The organism is Actibacterium lipolyticum, assembly GCF_900184935.1.
Classification (GTDB): Bacteria; Pseudomonadota; Alphaproteobacteria; order Rhodobacterales; family Rhodobacteraceae; genus Actibacterium_A; species Actibacterium_A lipolyticum.
The window spans coordinates 461,033-478,479 of record NZ_FXYE01000001.1 but is presented as its reverse complement, the minus strand read 5'-3'; the positions used below and the strand labels follow the sequence as shown (position 1 = coordinate 478,479).

Here is a 17,447-nt window from a genome sequence, read left to right as displayed (position 1 = left end):
AAAGCAATGCGTGCGGCCGGTTCCCATTCTCCGAAAGTTTAGAAACACATATATAAACCAAAGTTTATGAATGCTTTTGGCGGTCTTTCTACAAACCCATGCAAAAAGGCCCCGCAGTTTCCTGCGGGGCCTTCCATCTAAAACAGGCGACGGTTTAGTCGCTGGTCTTCATGTCAAAGCCAAGGTGCTTGGCAACCGTGAATATGTCTTTGTCGCCACGGCCACACATGTTCATCACGATGATATGGTCAGACGGAAGATCAGGCGCGATCTTGGTGACATGTGCCAAGGCGTGCGACGGTTCCAGGGCGGGAATGATCCCTTCCAACTTACAGCTCAGCTGGAACGCCTCCAGCGCCTCTTTGTCGGTAATGGAAACGTATTCGGCACGGCCTGTATCGTGCAGCCAGGAATGCTCTGGCCCGATGCCGGGGTAATCGAGACCCGCAGAGATAGAGAAGCCTTCCAAAATCTGCCCGTCATCGTCCTGCAAAAGGTAGGTCCGGTTGCCATGCAGCACACCTGGGCGACCGCCAGTAAGCGATGCGCAATGTTCCATCTTTTCGTTCACGCCTTTGCCGCCGGCCTCTACGCCGATGATATTGACGGATTTGTCATCAAGGAACGGAAAGAACAGCCCCATCGCGTTGGAACCGCCGCCGATGGCTGCGATCAGCGTGTCGGGCAAGCGGCCCTCGCCTTCGTGTTCCTGAAGCTGCTCACGCACTTCTTTGCCGATGATCGACTGGAAATCGCGAACCATTGCCGGATAAGGGTGCGGGCCAGCAACCGTACCGATGCAATAGAACGTGTCGTGCACGTTGGTCACCCAGTCGCGCAGCGCATCGTTCATCGCATCCTTCAACGTGCCGCGCCCGGATGTTACCGGCACAACCTCGGCCCCCAACAGCCGCATACGGAACACGTTGGGCGCCTGACGCTCTACATCATGCGCGCCCATATAGACGACGCATTTCAGGCCGAAGCGCGCGCAGACCGTGGCCGTGGCCACGCCGTGCTGCCCTGCCCCGGTTTCGGCGATGATCCGGGTCTTGCCCATACGCATCGCCAACAGGATCTGGCCCAGAACGTTGTTAATCTTGTGGGCGCCGGTGTGGTTCAGTTCGTCCCGCTTCAGATAAATCTTAGCGCCGCCCAAGTGTTCGGTAAGACGTTCGGCAAAATAAAGCGGGCTGGGGCGACCAACATAGTGTTTCCACAGATCGTCCATCTGCGCCCAAAAGGTCGGGTCGGTCTTGGCCCGTTCGTATTCTTCCTCAAGGCTCAGGATCAGCGGCATCAGCGTTTCGGATACAAAGCGCCCGCCGAAATCGCCGAAACGGCCATTTTCATCAGGGCCATTCATGAAGCTGTTGAAAAGATCTTCGGCCATCGTGCGTCTCCCGTTCAGTCCTATCCGCGTTTAATGCCTATGTAGGGCGCGGTAAAGCCGATGGCAGTGCGATTTATCAGCCTTTAGCCGCGGCGATCAATTTCGCGATCAGATCAGGGTCTTTTACCCCCGGCGCGCTTTCCACCCCGGAAGAGACATCGACCTGCTTGGCGCCCGTCATCTGAATCGCCAAGGCGACGTTTTCGGGGGTCAGCCCGCCGGCCAACATCCACGGCACCGGCCAGCGCCGGTTCGCAATCAACCGCCAATCAAAGGAAAGCCCGTTACCGCCCGGAAGGTCCGCGCCTTTCGGCGGTTTGGCATCGACCAACAACTGATCAACCACGCGGCCATATTCCACAAGCTGTGGTAAATCACTTTCATCCGCGACACCGACAGCCTTCATCACTGGCAGGCCATATCGGGCCTTCACCTCTGCCACGCGTTCCGGCGTTTCGCTTCCGTGAAGTTGCAGCATATCCAGCGGAACGGCGGCGACGATCTGATCCAGCAGCGCGTCATCGGCATTCACAACCAGTGCGACCTTTGCCACACCCGGTGGCACCGCAGCGGCAAGGCTGCGCGCCTGCTGAATGCTGACGTTACGTGGCGATTTGGGAAAAAACACAAAGCCAACATAGGTCGCACCAGCCGCGACCGCCGCATCAATATGCGCCGACTCGGACAGGCCGCAAATCTTAACTCTGATGTCTTTCGGTCCCATAACAGGCGGTTTAGCCCGCCTTGCCGCCATCCTCAAGCAGCGCCAGAACATCGTCCTGCTCTGCTGCGGGTTTGGCTTTCAGGCGTTTTACTTCGCGGCCAAGGCTTGCGGCCTCGCGCTTGGCGCGCGCAGCTTCGGCGCGCTGACGAGATTCGCGTAGCCATTCCCAAACGAAACCGATCAATAGGCCTGCGACAATCGCGCCAAAGATCACCAGGAACAGCGGCATCCGGATTTTCCAGTCGATACCAGCAAAGGTCGCCATGCTCTCGGGCAGCAGGCTAAGGGTCACGATGTCACGATTTGCCAGCGCAACAACGATCAAACACAGCCCAAGGGCCACAAGAAAAAGATACCGAAGATACCGAAACATCAGATAGGTCCGTTCATTTGCCGTTAAGTCGGTCGCGTAAAAGCTTACCTGTCTTAAAGAACGGAACGAACTTTTCTTCAACCTCAACGGACTCACCTGTCCGTGGGTTCCGTCCGGTGCGGGAATCCCGTTTTTTAACGGAAAAAGCGCCAAAACCACGCAGTTCCACCCGGTCGCCCCGCGACATTGCGTCAATAATTTCTTCGAAAATCGTGTTCACGATGCGCTCAACATCGCGCTGGTAAAGATGCGGGTTCTCATCCGCGATCTTCTGAATCAATTCTGATCGGATCATAAAAAACAGTCCCCCCGTTCAGCGTTAAAAAATGCGCGTTTGTAGGTTGTACGAGCCGTTTGACTATAGGCCTGTTTTTCAGAGTGAGAAACAGAAAGCATTGGAAAAGCTGGAAAAACGCAGGCGCACTCAACGCAGGGATGCGAAATCGGCGGTCATGTGCCGGTGCTTTGCAGACTTTGCACACCCAAACCCAGACGAATTCGGGCCAAAACGCAAAACGGCCCCGCGCGATGCAGGGCCGTTCGCTTCGCCGATTCGGGCGATTTTACTCTTCGTCGCCTTTCAGCGCCGCGCCAAGGATATCCCCAAGCGATGCACCGGAGTCCGAGGAACCGTACTGTTGTACTGCCTCTTTCTCTTCTGCGATCTCGCGTGCTTTGATCGAAAGACCAAGGCGGCGCGTTTTGGAATCAACGTTAGTTACGCGAACGTCAATCTTGTCACCAACCTGGAAGCGCTCTGGGCGCTGCTCGGCACGGTCACGGGACAGGTCAGAGCGGCGGATGAAGGACTTCATGCCTTCATATTCCACTTCGACGCCGCCTTCTTCGATTGCGGTCACTTCAACGGTGATGATCGAACCACGCTTAACGCCGTCGACAACTTCTGCGAACTGATCGCCGCCCAGCTGTTTAACGGAGAGCGAGATGCGCTCTTTCTCAACGTCGACTTCAGTAACAATCGCTTTGACAACGTCGCCTTTGCGGTAGTCCTGAATGGCTTCTTCGCCGCGCTGATCCCAAGACAGATCGGAGAGGTGAACCATACCGTCGATGTCGTTGTCGAGGCCGATGAACAGACCGAATTCGGTGATGTTCTTGACTTCGCCTTCGACTTCGGTGCCGACGGGGTGCGTTTCTGCGAACACATCCCATGGGTTACGCATGGTCTGCTTCAGACCCAGCGAAACGCGGCGCTTGGCGGTATCGATTTCCAGCACCATAACTTCCACTTCCTGCGAGGTGGAAACGATTTTGCCAGGGTGAACGTTCTTCTTCGTCCAAGACATTTCGGAAACGTGAACCAGACCTTCGACGCCCGGCTCCAGCTCTACGAATGCGCCATAGTCGGTGATGTTCGTCACGCGGCCCATGTGCACCGATTCCAGCGGGAATTTGGCTTCGACAGCATCCCACGGATCGTCCTGCAACTGCTTCATGCCAAGGCTGATACGGTGGGTTTCTTTGTTGATCTTGATGACCTGAACCTTAACGGTTTCGCCGATCGCCAGGATCTCGGATGGGTGGTTCACACGGCGCCATGCCATGTCGGTGACGTGCAGAAGGCCGTCAACGCCGCCCAGGTCAACGAACGCACCGTATTCGGTGATGTTCTTAACCACACCGTCAACTGCCTGACCTTCAGTCAGGTTGCCGATAACTTCGGCACGCTGTTCGGCACGCGATTCTTCAAGGATTGCACGACGCGAAACAACGATGTTGCCACGACGACGGTCCATTTTCAGAATCTGGAACGGCTGCTTCAGACCCATCAGTGGGCCAGCGTCACGCACTGGGCGAACGTCAACCTGCGAACCAGGAAGGAACGCAACTGCGCCGCCCAGATCGACAGTGAAGCCGCCTTTGACGCGGCCGAAGATCGCGCCTTCGACGCGTGCATCGTCTGCGTATGCTTTTTCCAGACGGTCCCAAGCTTCTTCGCGGCGCGCTTTGTCGCGGCTGATAACAGCTTCGCCACGTGCGTTTTCAACGCGGTCGAGGAAAACCTCAACTTCGTCACCAACTGCGATTTCAGGAGCTTCGCCAGGATTTGCGAATTCTTTAAGCTCAACGCGGCCTTCCATTTTGTAGCCAACGTCGATGATCGCCTGACCCGCTTCGATAGCGATCACGCGACCTTTGACAACCGAACCTTCGTCCGGAGTGTCGATTTCGAAGCTTTCTTGCAGGAGGGCTTCGAATTCCTCCATCGATGTGTTTTGAGCCATGTGGTCTCAGTTTCCTTTACATAACGATTTTGCTGGCCACGCGGTTGTCTCCGCCGGTCTTTGGGTTGGTCATTGAACGGCACCACCAAAAAACACGAAGGGCCGGAGAAATCCCCAGACCCTGCTCACGTCTTGTGTATGGCTTAACCGCCTTGTCGACGGGCGCGTAACTAGACTGTTTTTCTTAGTATATCAAGCGCAGAAGGCGAAAACCCGCGTAAAGGGGCCGGAAACATTGCCGCAGCTATCGTTTGACCTGATCAACAGCCGCAATCGCCGCCGCAATCGCCTGATCAATACTTAGGCCGGATGTATCGACCAGATATGCATCGTCGGCTGGTTTCAGCGGGGCCGTCGCGCGTTCGCTATCGCGTGCATCGCGTTCGCGCAGATCTTCCAGAACGCCTTCGCGGGTTACGGCATGGCCGTTGGCCGAAAGCTCCAGATATCGCCGTTCGGCCCGGACCTCATCCGATGCGGTGACATACAGCTTCACTTCGGCGTCGGGGCAGATCACCGTGCCGATGTCGCGCCCATCCAGAACAGCACCGCCCGAACGGCGTGCAAACGCGCGTTGAAAATCAACCAATGCCGCGCGCACTTCGGGGATAGACGCCACTTTGGATGCTGCTTGGGCAACGTGCCCCGTGCGCAGGTCATCTGCCTTAAGATCGTCAGCCGTTAGCGATTGCGCGGCTTGGATGGCGGGCATTCCATCCAGAGTTTTGCGGCCCACGGCACGGTACAAAAGCCCAGTATCCAGATGCCCGAAGCCGAAATGCGCGGCCACCGCTTTGGAAATCGTGCCTTTGCCCGCTGCGGCGGGGCCATCAATTGCAATCGTGAAGCTCATTTTACCTGCGTCGTCATGTTAGGGTCCTCACCTTCGGACTGCGGCGTGCCGTCGGCGATATCGTAGTAATCCCCTTTGTCGGCGCAAAAAATGTGCCCGGCAAGGGTTAGCCCCGTTGGGTTGTCCAGTGTTCCGGCAAAAATCGAAAGGTTTTTGCCCGGCCCATCCCAGAACAACTGCGACCCGCAAGTGCCACAAAACCCACGCCGCGCTTCATCGGAAGAGGCGTACCAAGTCACCTCTCCTTCGATCATCACATCATCGCGGGGGGCGGATGTGGCGGCAACGTGGTGGCCACTACTTTTGCGGCATTGAACGCAATGACAGGCGATGACGGGCCGCATTGGCCCCGTCACCTGATAGCGCACAGCGCCGCAAAGGCAGCTTCCGGTTTTCATTTGTTTACCCGGGTAAAGCTGGCGCCCAGCCTTTCCATCAGCGGTTCGAACACAGGGAACGAAGTCGAGATGGGGCTGGAATCATCCACCGAAATCGGGTTCTGCGCGGCCATGCCGGCACACAGGAACGACATCGCGATGCGGTGATCCAGATGGCTGGCACAAGTCGCCCCACCGGGAACGCCGTTTGCGCCCATGCCATGAACGATCAGCGTGTCTTCGTCTTCTTCAATGGTCACGCCGCATGATTCCAGCCCGCGGGCCATGGCATCGATCCGGTCGCTTTCCTTCACGCGCAGCTCTTTCACGCCGCGCATTACTGTCTTGCCGTTCGCGAACGAGGCGACGACCGACAGGATCGGGTATTCGTCAATCATCGAAGGGGCGCGTTCCGGTGGAACCTCGATCCCTTGCATGTTGTCCGAGAAGCGCGCGCGCAGGTCGGCCACAGGCTCGCCCCCCTCTTCGCGCATATTTTCGAAGGTCAGTTCCGCGCCCATTTCCTGAAGCGTAGTGAACAGACCCGCGCGAGTTGGGTTCAGGCCGATACCGGGCACCAACACGTCAGACCCTTCGACGATCAACGCGGCGCACACAGGAAACGCGGCGGACGACGGATCCCGCGGAACGGCGATGGTTTGCGGCTTAAGCTCTGGCTGGCCGGTCAGGGTGATAACGCGGCCTTCGTCGGTGTCTTCGGTCACAATCTCTGCGCCAAAGCCGGTCAGCATACGTTCGGTGTGATCGCGCGTTGCCTCTTTTTCAATAACAACGGTCTGGCCCGGCGCGTTGAGACCTGCCAACAGAACCGCCGATTTCACCTGCGCGGACGGCATCGGCACAGTATAGCGAACCGGGATCGGATCAGCCGCACCCACGATCGTCATCGGCAGGCGCCCACCTTTGCGGCCATAAGATTCAGCACCGAAAAGTGCGATTGGGTCGGTCACGCGGCCCATCGGGCGGCCCCGCAGCGATGCGTCGCCCGTGAAGGTCGCGGTGATTGGCGAAGTCGCCATCGTGCCCATGATCAACCGCACACCGGTGCCCGAATTGCCGCAATCGATCACGTCCTCGGGTTCGGCGAAACCACCGACGCCCACACCGTTTACCGTCCACTCCCCTTGGCCAAGGTGCGTGACCTCTGCCCCGAAGGCGCGCATGGCTTTGGCGGTATCCAAAACGTCGCCACCTTCCAGAAGGCCGGTGATGTGGGTTTGCCCCACGGCCATCGCGCCAAGGATAAGCGACCGGTGCGAAATGGACTTATCGCCCGGCACTTCGGCCACACCTTTAAGGGGGGCGGATTTGAGGGCGGTCATTGGAATGGGGTCGCCATGGCCGGACATGGGGCGTTTTCCTTCGGTTCTGCGTTTGCCAGAGCCTTACCGAAACCACCGCAGACGGTCCACCGTCATTTGACTTTTACCAAGGAACGGGCTTTCCGGCCCAATCGAAAAAGCCGCCCGTGTCGGCTGGGTTTAACCCACCCAGCACCCCGATCAGGTTCTTCGCGGCCGTATCAGGTGCAACAGCAGGGTTTCGGCCCAGATACTTGGCAGTAAAATCCGTGGCCACCGTGCCAGGGTGCAGCGCAACGCAGATTGAATGCGGATGCGTTCGGGCCACTTCGATGGCGGCGGTATGGACGACCTGATTCACTGCAGCCTTTGCAGCACGATAAGAATACCACCCGCCCAACCGGTTATCACCGATGGAACCCACCCGCGCAGACAAAACCGCGAAAACCGCCCGCTGGTCACGCGGCAACAGAGTCGCCCCGTGTTTCAGGATCATCGCGGGGCCGATGGTGTTAACCGCGAACTGATCCATCATCGCTGCGGGGCTTAGCGCCTTTATGGATTTTTCAGGGGCTTGGCCGGCAACCTCTAACGCGCCGGTGGCGACGACGATCAAATCAAACGGGCCATCCAATGCACCCAACGCGGTGACGACGGACTCCTCGTCGGTTACATCCAACCCATCGCGACTGCGCGAAAGACCGGTGACCGATACGCCCTGCGCCCGCAATTCGCCCGCCAATGCGCCGCCAATTCCACCGCTCTCTCCGATGATCAATGCCGTTTTCATAGGGCCCCCTGATGCCCTCCATCACCTAGCGGCACCATTCCTGCCGTCAAACCAACAATTTCGGCTTTCATTTTCCAATCCGGCGCGTATATTTCGCCGTAATGACACGGGAACAGCATATCACCAATTGCCGCGGGGCCGCTTTGCGGGCCCTCTGCCCCCGTGCGCTTCTTCTTCTTAGCTGCCTCTGAGCGTGCCATCGGCGCGACCGCTCAGGGGTATCCAGCGCCATATCGCAGCTAAGGACTAAGAGAGAGATACCAACATGACCGATTCAGCCAAACAGGACCAAGTCCTGATTTTTGACACAACCCTGCGCGATGGCGAACAAAGCCCCGGCGCAACGATGACCCATGACGAAAAGCTGGAAATTGCCACCATGCTTGACGAAATGGGCGTTGATATCATCGAAGCTGGCTTCCCCATCGCGTCTGAGGGTGACTTTGCCGCCGTATCCGACATCGCCAAGAACTCGGTCAATTCCGTGATCTGCGGCCTGTCGCGCGCCGCTTTCGGTGACATTGATCGCTGTTGGGAGGCTGTGAAACACGCCGCCCAGCCGCGCATCCACACGTTTATCGGCACCTCGCCGCTGCACCGGGCCATTCCGAACCTGACGCAGGACGAGATGGCGGATAAAATCCATGAAACCGTCAGCCACGCCCGCAACCTGTGCGACAACGTGCAATGGTCGCCGATGGATGCCACGCGGACCGAACATGACTACCTGTGCCGCGTCGTGGAAATCGCCATCAAGGCAGGCGCGACGACGATCAACATCCCCGACACCGTCGGCTATACCGCCCCGCGCGAAAGCGCCGATCTGATCCGGATGCTGATCGAAAAAGTCCCCGGCGCGGATGAGATCATCTTTTCCACCCACTGCCACAACGATCTGGGCATGGCGACCGCCAACAGCCTTGCCGCGGTCGAAGCTGGCGCACGCCAGATCGAATGCACGATCAACGGTCTGGGCGAACGCGCCGGTAACACCGCACTGGAAGAGGTGGTGATGGCGCTGAAAGTGCGCAATGACATCATGCCATTCAAAACCGGCATCGACACCACCAAGATCATGAACATCAGCCGCCGGGTCGCCTCGGTTTCTGGGTTCCCGGTTCAGTATAACAAGGCCATCGTCGGTAAGAACGCCTTCGCACATGAAAGCGGCATCCACCAAGACGGCATGCTGAAGAACGCCGAAACGTTCGAGATTATGCGCCCCGAGGATGTGGGCCTGTCCGAAACCAATCTGGTGATGGGTAAGCATTCGGGCCGTGCCGCCCTGCGCGCCAAGCTGCGTGATCTGGGCTATGAACTGGCCGATAATCAGCTGAAGGACGTGTTCGTTCGCTTCAAGGCGCTGGCGGATCGTAAGAAAGAAGTCTTTGACGACGACCTTATCGCGCTGATGACCGACAGCACCTCGGACGTGGGCCACGGCTATCTGCAAGTGAAATTTCTGCGGGTTATTTGCGGAACTGAGGCGCCTCAGTCCGCGGATCTGACCCTGACGATTGACGGTGTAGACCACCAAGTCACCGCTCAGGGCGATGGCCCAGTAGACGCCACCTTTAACGCGATCAGCGCGTTGTTTCCGCATGACGCGCGCCTGCAACTTTATCAGGTGCACGCTGTGACCGAAGGCACCGACGCGCAGGCAACCGTTAGCGTTCGGATGGAAGAAAATGGCAAAATTGTGACGGGCCAATCGTCTGACACCGATACGGTCGTTGCCTCTGCGAAAGCCTACATTAATGCGCTTAACAACCTGATTGTTCGCAGAGAAAAGACAAAGCCTGCTCCAATGGCCTCCTAAACGCCCAAAAAACAGGCAGCTGCAACCAGAGGTCGACCCAACGTTAACTTTGGGTTGACCGACTCGGCGAAACCATGACATTTTCGGGGCAATGGAATGCTCGATTTACGGGCTGCGTGTCCGTAGTGTGTTGTTTGCTGGGTTTTGAGACCCGGTATTGCCTTATAAAAGGTGTACTTAATAATGAGAAATATTTTCGCTTCTTTTGCAGTGTTTTGCTGCCTCGCGGTACCCGCTTCTGCTGTTACCGTAACTGAACCCCCGGATCTTGCGGATGGTCTTTCGACCGCATCCAGCATTGGGACGCTTGATCTTGGCCTGAATACCATCACCGGTGAAATCCGGGGCGAGTGCGAAGATTTGGGCACTGGTATTCTTTGCAACTCGGACGCTGTAGATCTTGGGGATACTCAGGATAGCCTGATCTTCTCTATTGGTCCTGATGAGCTTCTGACGACTGTCAGTGTGATTGGCTTCGGCGATCACCCGGAAGACGCAACTTACTATGTAGCGATCACCGATGCTTCGCTGACCACAGTGCTTGCGGTTGATTACTATGACTTCAACGATGGCGGCTCATTCTACGCCGGCCTCGGAGAGGGGACTTACAGCGTATCCATTTTCGGCGGCACCGCGTCGGAAGAAGATGGCTTCCGCCTTCGCTATGATCTGGCGCTGACGGTTGCGGCTGTACCGCTTCCTGCGACTGCGCCATTGCTTTTGGGCGGTCTGGGGCTGTTTGCGGCAGCGCGTCGTCGGTCACGTCGTAAGAACGCCTAACAGAATATCAAGCGGCCGAAAAACACGGCCCTTTGGAAATGAATCGGCAGAATCGAAAGCCCATCGGGCGACATCGGTTCTGCCGCTTTCGTTCGCCATCCACCAATTGTGGCAGAATTGCGCTGATTTGCGTCCGCGCCCCCCTTTACGCTATGCCCACGCGCCGCCTATAAGGCAATTCGGCCCTTGACCATTAGAGTCGAGGCAAAGGCATTGGAAACGGGAACGCTTGCATGGCGGCATTTGGTGGTTTGTTTTCGTCTGACATGGCGATCGACCTTGGGACGGCAAACACGCTGGTTTACGTCAAGGGCAAAGGGATTGTCCTGAACGAGCCTTCCGTGGTTGCGTTTCACGTTAAAGATGGCCGCAAGCAAGTGCTGGCTGTTGGCGAAGACGCAAAACTGATGCTGGGCCGGACGCCCGGCAGCATCGAAGCGATCCGCCCGATGCGTGAAGGCGTAATTGCCGACTTTGATGTTGCGGAAGAGATGATCAAATATTTCATCCGCAAGGTTCACAAGCGCACGACCTTCACCAAACCAAAAATCATCGTCTGTGTTCCACACGGCGCGACCCCCGTTGAAAAACGTGCGATCCGTCAGTCGGTTCTGTCGGCTGGTGCACGCCGCGCGGGCCTGATTGCCGAACCGATTGCAGCGGCGATTGGTGCAGGCATGCCCATCACCGACCCGACCGGCAACATGGTTGTCGACATCGGCGGCGGCACGACCGAAGTTGCGGTTCTTTCGCTGGGCGACATCGTTTATGCGCGTTCCGTTCGTGTTGGTGGCGACCGGATGGACGACGCCGTCATTTCCTACCTGCGCCGTCAGCAAAACCTGTTAATTGGTGAGGCAACGGCCGAACGCATCAAGACCTCTATCGGGACATCTCGGATGCCCGACGATGGCCGCGGTGCGTCGATGCAGATTCGCGGGCGCGACCTGTTGAACGGCGTTCCGAAGGAAATTGAGATTAATCAGGCACAAGTGGCCGAAGCATTGGCCGAACCGGTTCAGCAAATCTGCGAAGCCGTCATGACCGCGCTGGAAGCCACCCCACCAGACCTTGCAGCCGATATCGTGGATCGCGGTGTTATGCTGACAGGTGGTGGTGCGTTGCTGGGTGAACTTGATCTGGCCCTGCGTGAACAGACCGGATTGGCGATTTCGGTCGCTGATGAATCACTGAATTGTGTTGCCTTGGGTACGGGCAAAGCGCTGGAGTATGAAAAACAACTCCGTCATGTCATAGATTACGACAGCTAACAGCGCGCCCCGCCCGCGCCTGAAGAGAGGCCGACGTGGCAAGAGACAGAAACAACCAAGCGGACTATATGCGCCCGATCCGAAATATCGTGATCGGCGTGCTGTGCTTTTGCCTGACGGGTTTGTTTCTAATCTGGCGCATCGACAGCCCGCGTGTTGAACGGTTCCGCGCGGCACTGGTTGACGCAATTGTACCGTCCTTCGACTGGGCGCTGACGCCGGTGACAAAGGTCGCCGGTATGGTTGATGACTTTCAGTCCTACACCCGCATTTACGAACAGAACCAAGAACTGCGCCGCGAATTGCGCCAGATGAAAGCTTGGAAAGAGGCCGCGCTGCAGCTGGAGCAGGAAAACGCAAAGCTTCTGGACCTGAACAAGGTGCGGCTGGACCCGCAACTGACCTATATCACCGGGGTGGTCTTGGCAGACAGCGGATCGCCGTTTCACCAATCGGTGCTTCTGAACGTTGGCGCGCGCGACGGTATCATCGATGGCTGGGCCACGACCGATGGGCTTGGCCTTGTGGGTCGCATTTCGGGCGTCGGGCAAAACAGCGCGCGTGTGATTTTGTTGACGGATTCGAACAGCCGCATTCCGGTGACTATCCTACCGTCGGGGCAGCGCGCCATCTTGGCGGGTGACAACACCGCTGCGCCGCCGATTGAGTTTCTGGAAAACCCTGATGCAATCCGCCCGGGCGATCAGGTTGTTTCGTCTGGCGACGGTGGTGTCTTTCCCGCAGGTTTGCTTGTCGGGCAAATTGCCCTTGGCGCGGATCGGCGCATTCGCGTACGGATGGCGGCCGACTATGAGCGTCTGGAATTCCTAAGGGTTCTGCGCAGTCACGGAAACGAGGTGATCGGCGATACCGGGGGGCTTGTCGCGCCCAGCCCGATTGGCCCGCCCATGACGACCGATCTTTCAGCGGCCGAGGGCACGGAATGATTGACCCCGTCACATCAGATCGCGCCATCCATCGCGTCTTGTTCGTGCTTCTGGCGGCCGCACTTTTATTCCTTCAACTGTTACCGCTCAGCACGATGCCAAGTCGCGTTCCCGGCCCGGACCTTTTGCTTTGCCTTGCCTTTGCGTGGCTTCAGCGGCGCCCCGACTATCTGCCGCCCCTGCTTTTCGCCGGTGTGTTCCTGACCGCTGATATGCTGCTTATGCGCCCTCCGGGATTGTGGACCGCTTTGGCACTGGGCGGGGGTGAATTTCTGCGCAGCCGCCACAACACCTCGACCGAGCTTTCGTTTCCTGCGGAATGGGCGTTTACCGCTGTGGTCATCGGCGCAATCACGACGGCATATGTGCTGGTCCTGAACCTGTTGGCCGTGGATCACGCGCGCCCTGCGATGGCGTTCGTTCAGGCGATCATGACAGTCGCAGTCTATCCCGCTGTCGTTTTCCTGTGCCGAAGTGTTTTCAACCTCCGCCGTCTGACCAAGGCAGAGATGGACACGCAAAGGATGCAACGATGAAGCATTCGCCAAAAGACGTCGAAGAAAGCGCGCGCAAGATTTCGCGCCGGGCCTTATTGCTTGGTGGTGCGCAGGTTTCGTTCATGACCGCTTTGGCGCTGCGGATGCGGTACATGCAGGTTGATCAGGCCGATCAGTTCCGCCTGTTAGCCGAAGAAAACCGGATCAACATTCGTCTTATTCCGCCCACACGGGGGCTGATATTCGATAGATTCGGGCAGCCACTTGCACAAAACGAACAAAACTATCGGATCGTGATCGTTCGCGAGGATGCAGGGGATGTGGAACAGGCCCTTGCCAAAGTTTCGCGCCTGGTTCGGCTTAGCGACGAAGATATCGAACGCGCCTTGAAGGAAATAAAACGCCGCAGCGCGTTTGTGCCCGTCACTATTGCTGATCGCCTAAGCTGGGAAGAAGTGGCCGAGGTTGCGGTTAACGCCCCTGCCCTGCCCGGCGTCACGCCCGAGGTCGGCCTGTCGCGCACCTATCCGATGGGTTCGGATTTCGCGCATATCGTTGGCTATGTCGGCCCGGTGTCTGACTATGATCTGGGCAAACTGGAAAACCCCGACCCCGTCCTTCAAATCCCCCGCTTTCAGATCGGCAAAACCGGCGCCGAAGCGAAGATGGAGGATATGCTGCGCGGCAAGGCTGGCAACAAGCGGATTGAGGTCAACGCCGTTGGCCGTGTCATCCGTGAACTGGACCGGACCCCCGGGCAGGCCGGGGCCGACGTTCAGCTTTCAATTGATCATGGCCTTCAAAACTTCATGCAGGCCCGCCTGTCGGGCGAAAGTGCGGCTGCCGTGGTTTTGGATCTGGCCGAAGGCGACGTGCTTGGCATTGCGTCGGCACCTACGTTCGATCCAAACAAATTCGTGCGCGGCATTTCCGTTCCCGATTACCGAGAGCTGACCGAAAACATCTACCGCCCCCTTGCCAATAAAACGGTGCAGGGCACCTATCCCCCCGGATCGACCTTCAAAATGGTCACCGCACTGGCCGCGTTGGAAGACGGGGTTATTTCGGCGGACGAAACGGTGTGGTGCCCCGGCTATCTGGAAAGCGGCGGACGGCGGTTCCACTGCTGGAAGCGCGGCGGGCACGGCCATGTGAACCTGAACAAAAGCCTCGAACAGTCGTGCGACGTTTACTATTACGATATCGCCCGGCGGGTGGGCATCGAAAAGATCAGCGCCATGGCACGGCGGCTTGGTCTGGGAACGCGCCACGATATTCCCATGTCTGCGGTGGCCGAAGGGTTGATGCCGACGAAGGCGTGGAAGGCCAGCGCGCGTGGTGCAGATTGGGTTGTGGGCGACACGCTGAACGCAGCAATTGGGCAGGGTTTTGTTCTGGCCTCTCCGCTTCAGCTTGCAGTTATGACGGGGCGGATCGCCACCGGGCGCACCGTCACGCCACGGCTGATCAAATCCATTGACGGTGTGGAACAACCCAGCGGTGGTGGCGACACGCTGGATGTGAACCCCATCTTGCTGAACTATGTCCGGCGGGGCATGTATTCTGTTTCGAACAATCGGCGCGGCACGGCATATAAAACCCGAGTCGCCGTGGATGAAATGCAGATGGCGGGCAAGACCGGAACCAGTCAGGTGCGAAACATTACCGCCGCAGAACGCGCGCGCGGCGTTTCCCGCAACGAAGACCTTCCTTGGGAACGGCGCGACCATGCGCTGTTCGTGTCTTTTGCGCCCTATAAGGACCCGCGTATCGCCGTTTCGGTGGTGGTGGAGCATGGCGGCGGCGGATCCACCGCAGCGGCCCCTATCGCGCGCGACATAGCGCTGAGGGCGCTTTATGGCGATGTCCCGCCACTGGCCGCCTATCCGCAGAACCAGCGGGGCAAAATCGGAGAACTGTTCGACAATCTGCCCCTGCGCGCCCCCGAAGCGGCCCCAACAGGGCGGAGCCGCGCATGAGTTATCTTGAATACAACGTCAAAACCGTCCCAACGGGCCTACGCAAAGTTCTGTTTTTGAACTGGGCGCTGTTCCTGTTGCTGGCCGCAGTCGCGGGCGTTGGGTTCATGATGCTATATTCGGTCGCCGGTGGGTCATTCTCACCTTGGGCCGAACCTCAGATGAAACGGTTTGGTATGGGCGTTGCCGCGATGTTTTTCGTGGCCTTCGTTCCGATCTGGTTCTGGCGAAACATGGCGGCACTGGCGTTTTCGCTGTCCATCCTGTTGCTGCTGTTGGTCGAATTCTTTGGTGCGGTCGGCATGGGCGCCCAGCGCTGGATCGACCTTGGATTTATGCGCCTGCAGCCGTCCGAGCTTACAAAAATCACGCTCGTGATGATCCTTGCCGCCTATTACGATTGGCTGGACGTGAAACGAGTATCCCGCCCACTGTTTGTGTTGATCCCGCTTGGCCTGATCCTGTTGCCAACCTTCATGGTGCTGCGCCAACCGGACCTTGGAACCGCGTTGTTGTTGGTGGTCGGTGGGGCAACAGTGATGTTTGCCGCCGGGGTTCACTGGCTTTACTTCGCGGTCGTCGCTGCCATCGGGGTTGGGCTGGTAACCGGGGTCTTTATGTCGCGCGACACGCCGTGGCAGTTGCTAAAGGATTATCAGTACCGGCGGATTGATACGTTCCTTGACCCATCCACCGACCCTCTTGGTGCAGGGTACCACATTACCCAGTCGAAAATCGCGTTGGGGTCTGGCGGATGGTCGGGCCGAGGTTTCATGCAGGGAACGCAAAGCCGGCTGAACTTCTTGCCTGAAAAGCACACCGATTTCATCTTCACCACACTGGCCGAAGAGTTCGGCTTTGTCGGCGCGTTTTCCCTGTTGGTGCTTTATGCGCTTATCATACTGTTCTGCATCGCCTCGGCGCTTCAGAACAAAGATCGGTTCTCGTCGCTGCTGATCCTTGGCATTTCCACCACGTTCTTCCTGTTCTTCGCGCTGAACATGTCGATGGTGATGGGGCTGGCCCCGGTTGTGGGTGTGCCTTTGCCGCTGGTGTCTTATGGCGGTTCGGCCATGCTGGTTCTGATGGTGGCCTTCGGGCTGATCCAAAGCGCCCATATTCACCGGCCGAGGGGAAGATGACCCTGAACGTTTTGTTTGCGGCCAATGAATACCGTTGGCAACAGTATCAGGACCCGCTGCGTGATGCCTTTGCCAATGCAGGGTTGGCGGTTGATCTGTTCACTGAAACCGATTCACCCGAAATCATGGATTATATCGTTTTCGCCCCCAACGGGACGGTCAGCGACTTTTCCCCGTTCACGCGATGCAAGGCCGTACTGAACCTTTGGGCCGGGGTCGAACAGGTGGTCGGCAACCAGACGCTAACGCAGCCCTTGTGCCGCATGGTCGATGCCGGGCTGGAAGAAGGCATGGTGGAATGGGTCACTGGCCATGTCTTGCGACACCACCTTGGGATGGATGCGCAGATCACCCAACAAGACAGTGCGTGGAACCCCGTGGTGCCCCCTTTGGCGCGGGATCGCACGGTTACCATTCTGGGCTTGGGCGCCCTTGGCCGTGCCTGCGGCGAAGCTTTGGCCGCCCTGCGGTTCAACGTCGTGGGCTGGAGCGCCAGCCAGAAAGACATCCCCGGCCTTACCTGCCTAAGCGGTGACGATGGGCTTGCCGAAGCGCTGCGTCAGGCAGAAATCGTGGTTCTGCTACTACCCCTGACGGACGCGACCGCAAACCTGCTGAACGCCGAGCGGCTGGCGCTGATGCCGAAGGGCGGTGTGGTCATCAACCCTGGACGTGGGGCGTTGATTGACGATGATGCCTTGCTTGCCGCGCTGAACGCGGGCCACATCGCCCATGCAACGCTGGATGTGTTCCGCCAAGAACCCCTTCCGGGCGAACATCCATTTTGGGCGCATCCCAACGTGACGGTCACGCCGCATATTGCATCTGAAACTCGGCCCGCCACGGCGTCGCAAGTCATCGCAGAAAACATCCGCCGTGGCGAAGCAGGCGAGCCGTTCTTGTTTCTGGTCGATCGCGCGAAAGGGTATTGAGC

17 protein-coding genes are annotated in these 17,447 nt (G+C 58.1%); 8 read left to right on the top strand and 9 right to left on the bottom strand.

Annotated features, from left to right (window positions below; genetic code table 11):
- Nucleotides 1-154 precede the first annotated feature (154 nt).
- From trpB to COL8621_RS02315, 9 genes are all read right to left on the bottom strand, one after another.
- Nucleotides 155-1,393, bottom strand: a complete 1,239-nt coding sequence (gene trpB, locus COL8621_RS02355; protein ID WP_093965724.1) for a tryptophan synthase subunit beta — start codon at nt 1,391-1,393, stop codon at nt 155-157.
- Nucleotides 1,394-1,469: 76 nt separating this feature from the next.
- A complete protein-coding gene (locus COL8621_RS02350; RefSeq protein WP_093965723.1) occupies nt 1,470-2,117 on the bottom strand; it encodes a phosphoribosylanthranilate isomerase in 648 nt (215 codons plus the stop codon).
- A gap of 10 nt (nt 2,118-2,127) precedes the next feature.
- The gene (locus COL8621_RS02345; RefSeq protein WP_093965722.1) at nt 2,128-2,490 is read right to left on the bottom strand and encodes a lipopolysaccharide assembly protein LapA domain-containing protein; all 363 of its coding nucleotides are present in this window, start codon (nt 2,488-2,490) and stop codon (nt 2,128-2,130) included.
- 13 nt (nt 2,491-2,503) lie between these two features.
- Nucleotides 2,504-2,785, bottom strand: a complete 282-nt coding sequence (gene ihfB, locus COL8621_RS02340) for an integration host factor subunit beta (protein ID WP_093965721.1) — start codon at nt 2,783-2,785, stop codon at nt 2,504-2,506.
- Nucleotides 2,786-3,053: 268 nt separating this feature from the next.
- Nucleotides 3,054-4,736: a 30S ribosomal protein S1 gene (gene rpsA, locus COL8621_RS02335; protein WP_093965720.1), complete on the bottom strand. Its 1,683-nt coding sequence runs from the start codon at nt 4,734-4,736 to the stop codon at nt 3,054-3,056.
- Nucleotides 4,737-4,980: 244 nt separating this feature from the next.
- Entirely contained in the window at nt 4,981-5,589 is a 609-nt protein-coding gene (locus COL8621_RS02330) for a (d)CMP kinase (RefSeq protein ID WP_093965719.1), read from the bottom strand.
- Nucleotides 5,586-5,987, bottom strand: a complete 402-nt coding sequence (locus COL8621_RS02325; protein ID WP_093965718.1) for a GFA family protein — start codon at nt 5,985-5,987, stop codon at nt 5,586-5,588. Before COL8621_RS02325 ends, COL8621_RS02330 begins: the two co-directional genes overlap by 4 nt.
- Nucleotides 5,984-7,336, bottom strand: coding sequence for a 3-phosphoshikimate 1-carboxyvinyltransferase (aroA, locus tag COL8621_RS02320; RefSeq protein ID WP_093965717.1), 1,353 nt, complete (start codon nt 7,334-7,336; stop codon nt 5,984-5,986). The genes COL8621_RS02325 and aroA overlap by 4 nt, the downstream gene beginning before the upstream one ends.
- 76 nt (nt 7,337-7,412) lie before the next feature.
- Nucleotides 7,413-8,078 carry an SDR family NAD(P)-dependent oxidoreductase gene (locus COL8621_RS02315; RefSeq protein ID WP_093965716.1) on the bottom strand — a complete coding sequence of 222 codons (666 nt, stop codon included), beginning with the start codon at nt 8,076-8,078 and terminating at the stop codon, nt 7,413-7,415.
- A gap of 265 nt (nt 8,079-8,343) precedes the next feature.
- Between COL8621_RS02315 and COL8621_RS02305 the strand changes: the two genes are divergently transcribed.
- The 8 genes from COL8621_RS02305 (at nt 8,344) to COL8621_RS02270 (ending at nt 17,445) form a co-directional block, all read left to right on the top strand.
- A complete protein-coding gene (locus COL8621_RS02305; protein WP_093965714.1) occupies nt 8,344-9,897 on the top strand; it encodes a 2-isopropylmalate synthase in 1,554 nt (517 codons plus the stop codon).
- Nucleotides 9,898-10,080: 183 nt separating this feature from the next.
- Nucleotides 10,081-10,677, top strand: coding sequence for a VPLPA-CTERM sorting domain-containing protein (locus COL8621_RS02300; protein WP_093965713.1), 597 nt, complete (start codon nt 10,081-10,083; stop codon nt 10,675-10,677).
- A gap of 233 nt (nt 10,678-10,910) precedes the next feature.
- On the top strand, nt 10,911-11,948 hold the full coding sequence (locus COL8621_RS02295; RefSeq protein ID WP_093965712.1) for a rod shape-determining protein: 1,038 nt from the start codon (nt 10,911-10,913) through the stop codon (nt 11,946-11,948).
- A 35-nt stretch (nt 11,949-11,983) separates the two neighbouring features.
- The gene (gene mreC / locus COL8621_RS02290; RefSeq protein WP_093965711.1) at nt 11,984-12,895 is read left to right on the top strand and encodes a rod shape-determining protein MreC; all 912 of its coding nucleotides are present in this window, start codon (nt 11,984-11,986) and stop codon (nt 12,893-12,895) included.
- Nucleotides 12,892-13,431 (top strand): hypothetical protein, encoded by a 540-nt coding sequence (locus COL8621_RS02285; protein ID WP_093965710.1) that lies wholly within the window; start codon nt 12,892-12,894, stop codon nt 13,429-13,431. Before mreC ends, COL8621_RS02285 begins: the two co-directional genes overlap by 4 nt.
- Complete coding sequence (gene mrdA, locus COL8621_RS02280; protein ID WP_093965709.1) at nt 13,428-15,371, top strand: penicillin-binding protein 2; 1,944 nt, start codon at nt 13,428-13,430, stop codon at nt 15,369-15,371. The genes COL8621_RS02285 and mrdA overlap by 4 nt, the downstream gene beginning before the upstream one ends.
- Nucleotides 15,368-16,513 (top strand): rod shape-determining protein RodA, encoded by a 1,146-nt coding sequence (gene rodA, locus COL8621_RS02275; protein ID WP_093965708.1) that lies wholly within the window; start codon nt 15,368-15,370, stop codon nt 16,511-16,513. Before mrdA ends, rodA begins: the two co-directional genes overlap by 4 nt.
- Entirely contained in the window at nt 16,510-17,445 is a 936-nt protein-coding gene (locus COL8621_RS02270; protein WP_093965707.1) for a 2-hydroxyacid dehydrogenase, read from the top strand. Before rodA ends, COL8621_RS02270 begins: the two co-directional genes overlap by 4 nt.
- Nucleotides 17,446-17,447 lie beyond the last annotated feature (2 nt).

Excerpts from the sequence above, each read along its gene's own strand:
- COL8621_RS02300 (WP_093965713.1), top strand. The coding sequence starts at position 10,081 with ATGAGAAATATTTTCGCTTCTTTTGCAGTGTTTTGCTGCCTCGCGGTA.
- rodA (WP_093965708.1), top strand. The coding sequence starts at position 15,368 with ATGAGTTATCTTGAATACAACGTCAAAACCGTCCCAACGGGCCTACGC.
- trpB (WP_093965724.1), bottom strand. The coding sequence starts at position 1,393 with ATGGCCGAAGATCTTTTCAACAGCTTCATGAATGGCCCTGATGAAAAT.
- aroA (WP_093965717.1), bottom strand. The coding sequence starts at position 7,336 with ATGTCCGGCCATGGCGACCCCATTCCAATGACCGCCCTCAAATCCGCC.
- COL8621_RS02350 (WP_093965723.1), bottom strand. The coding sequence starts at position 2,117 with ATGGGACCGAAAGACATCAGAGTTAAGATTTGCGGCCTGTCCGAGTCG.
- COL8621_RS02330 (WP_093965719.1), bottom strand. The coding sequence starts at position 5,589 with ATGAGCTTCACGATTGCAATTGATGGCCCCGCCGCAGCGGGCAAAGGC.
- COL8621_RS02305 (WP_093965714.1), top strand. The coding sequence starts at position 8,344 with ATGACCGATTCAGCCAAACAGGACCAAGTCCTGATTTTTGACACAACC.
- COL8621_RS02325 (WP_093965718.1), bottom strand. The coding sequence starts at position 5,987 with ATGAAAACCGGAAGCTGCCTTTGCGGCGCTGTGCGCTATCAGGTGACG.
- COL8621_RS02295 (WP_093965712.1), top strand. The coding sequence starts at position 10,911 with ATGGCGGCATTTGGTGGTTTGTTTTCGTCTGACATGGCGATCGACCTT.
- COL8621_RS02315 (WP_093965716.1), bottom strand. The coding sequence starts at position 8,078 with ATGAAAACGGCATTGATCATCGGAGAGAGCGGTGGAATTGGCGGCGCA.
- COL8621_RS02285 (WP_093965710.1), top strand. The coding sequence starts at position 12,892 with ATGATTGACCCCGTCACATCAGATCGCGCCATCCATCGCGTCTTGTTC.
- COL8621_RS02270 (WP_093965707.1), top strand. The coding sequence starts at position 16,510 with ATGACCCTGAACGTTTTGTTTGCGGCCAATGAATACCGTTGGCAACAG.
- COL8621_RS02345 (WP_093965722.1), bottom strand. The coding sequence starts at position 2,490 with ATGTTTCGGTATCTTCGGTATCTTTTTCTTGTGGCCCTTGGGCTGTGT.
- rpsA (WP_093965720.1), bottom strand. The coding sequence starts at position 4,736 with ATGGCTCAAAACACATCGATGGAGGAATTCGAAGCCCTCCTGCAAGAA.
- mrdA (WP_093965709.1), top strand. The coding sequence starts at position 13,428 with ATGAAGCATTCGCCAAAAGACGTCGAAGAAAGCGCGCGCAAGATTTCG.
- ihfB (WP_093965721.1), bottom strand. The coding sequence starts at position 2,785 with ATGATCCGATCAGAATTGATTCAGAAGATCGCGGATGAGAACCCGCAT.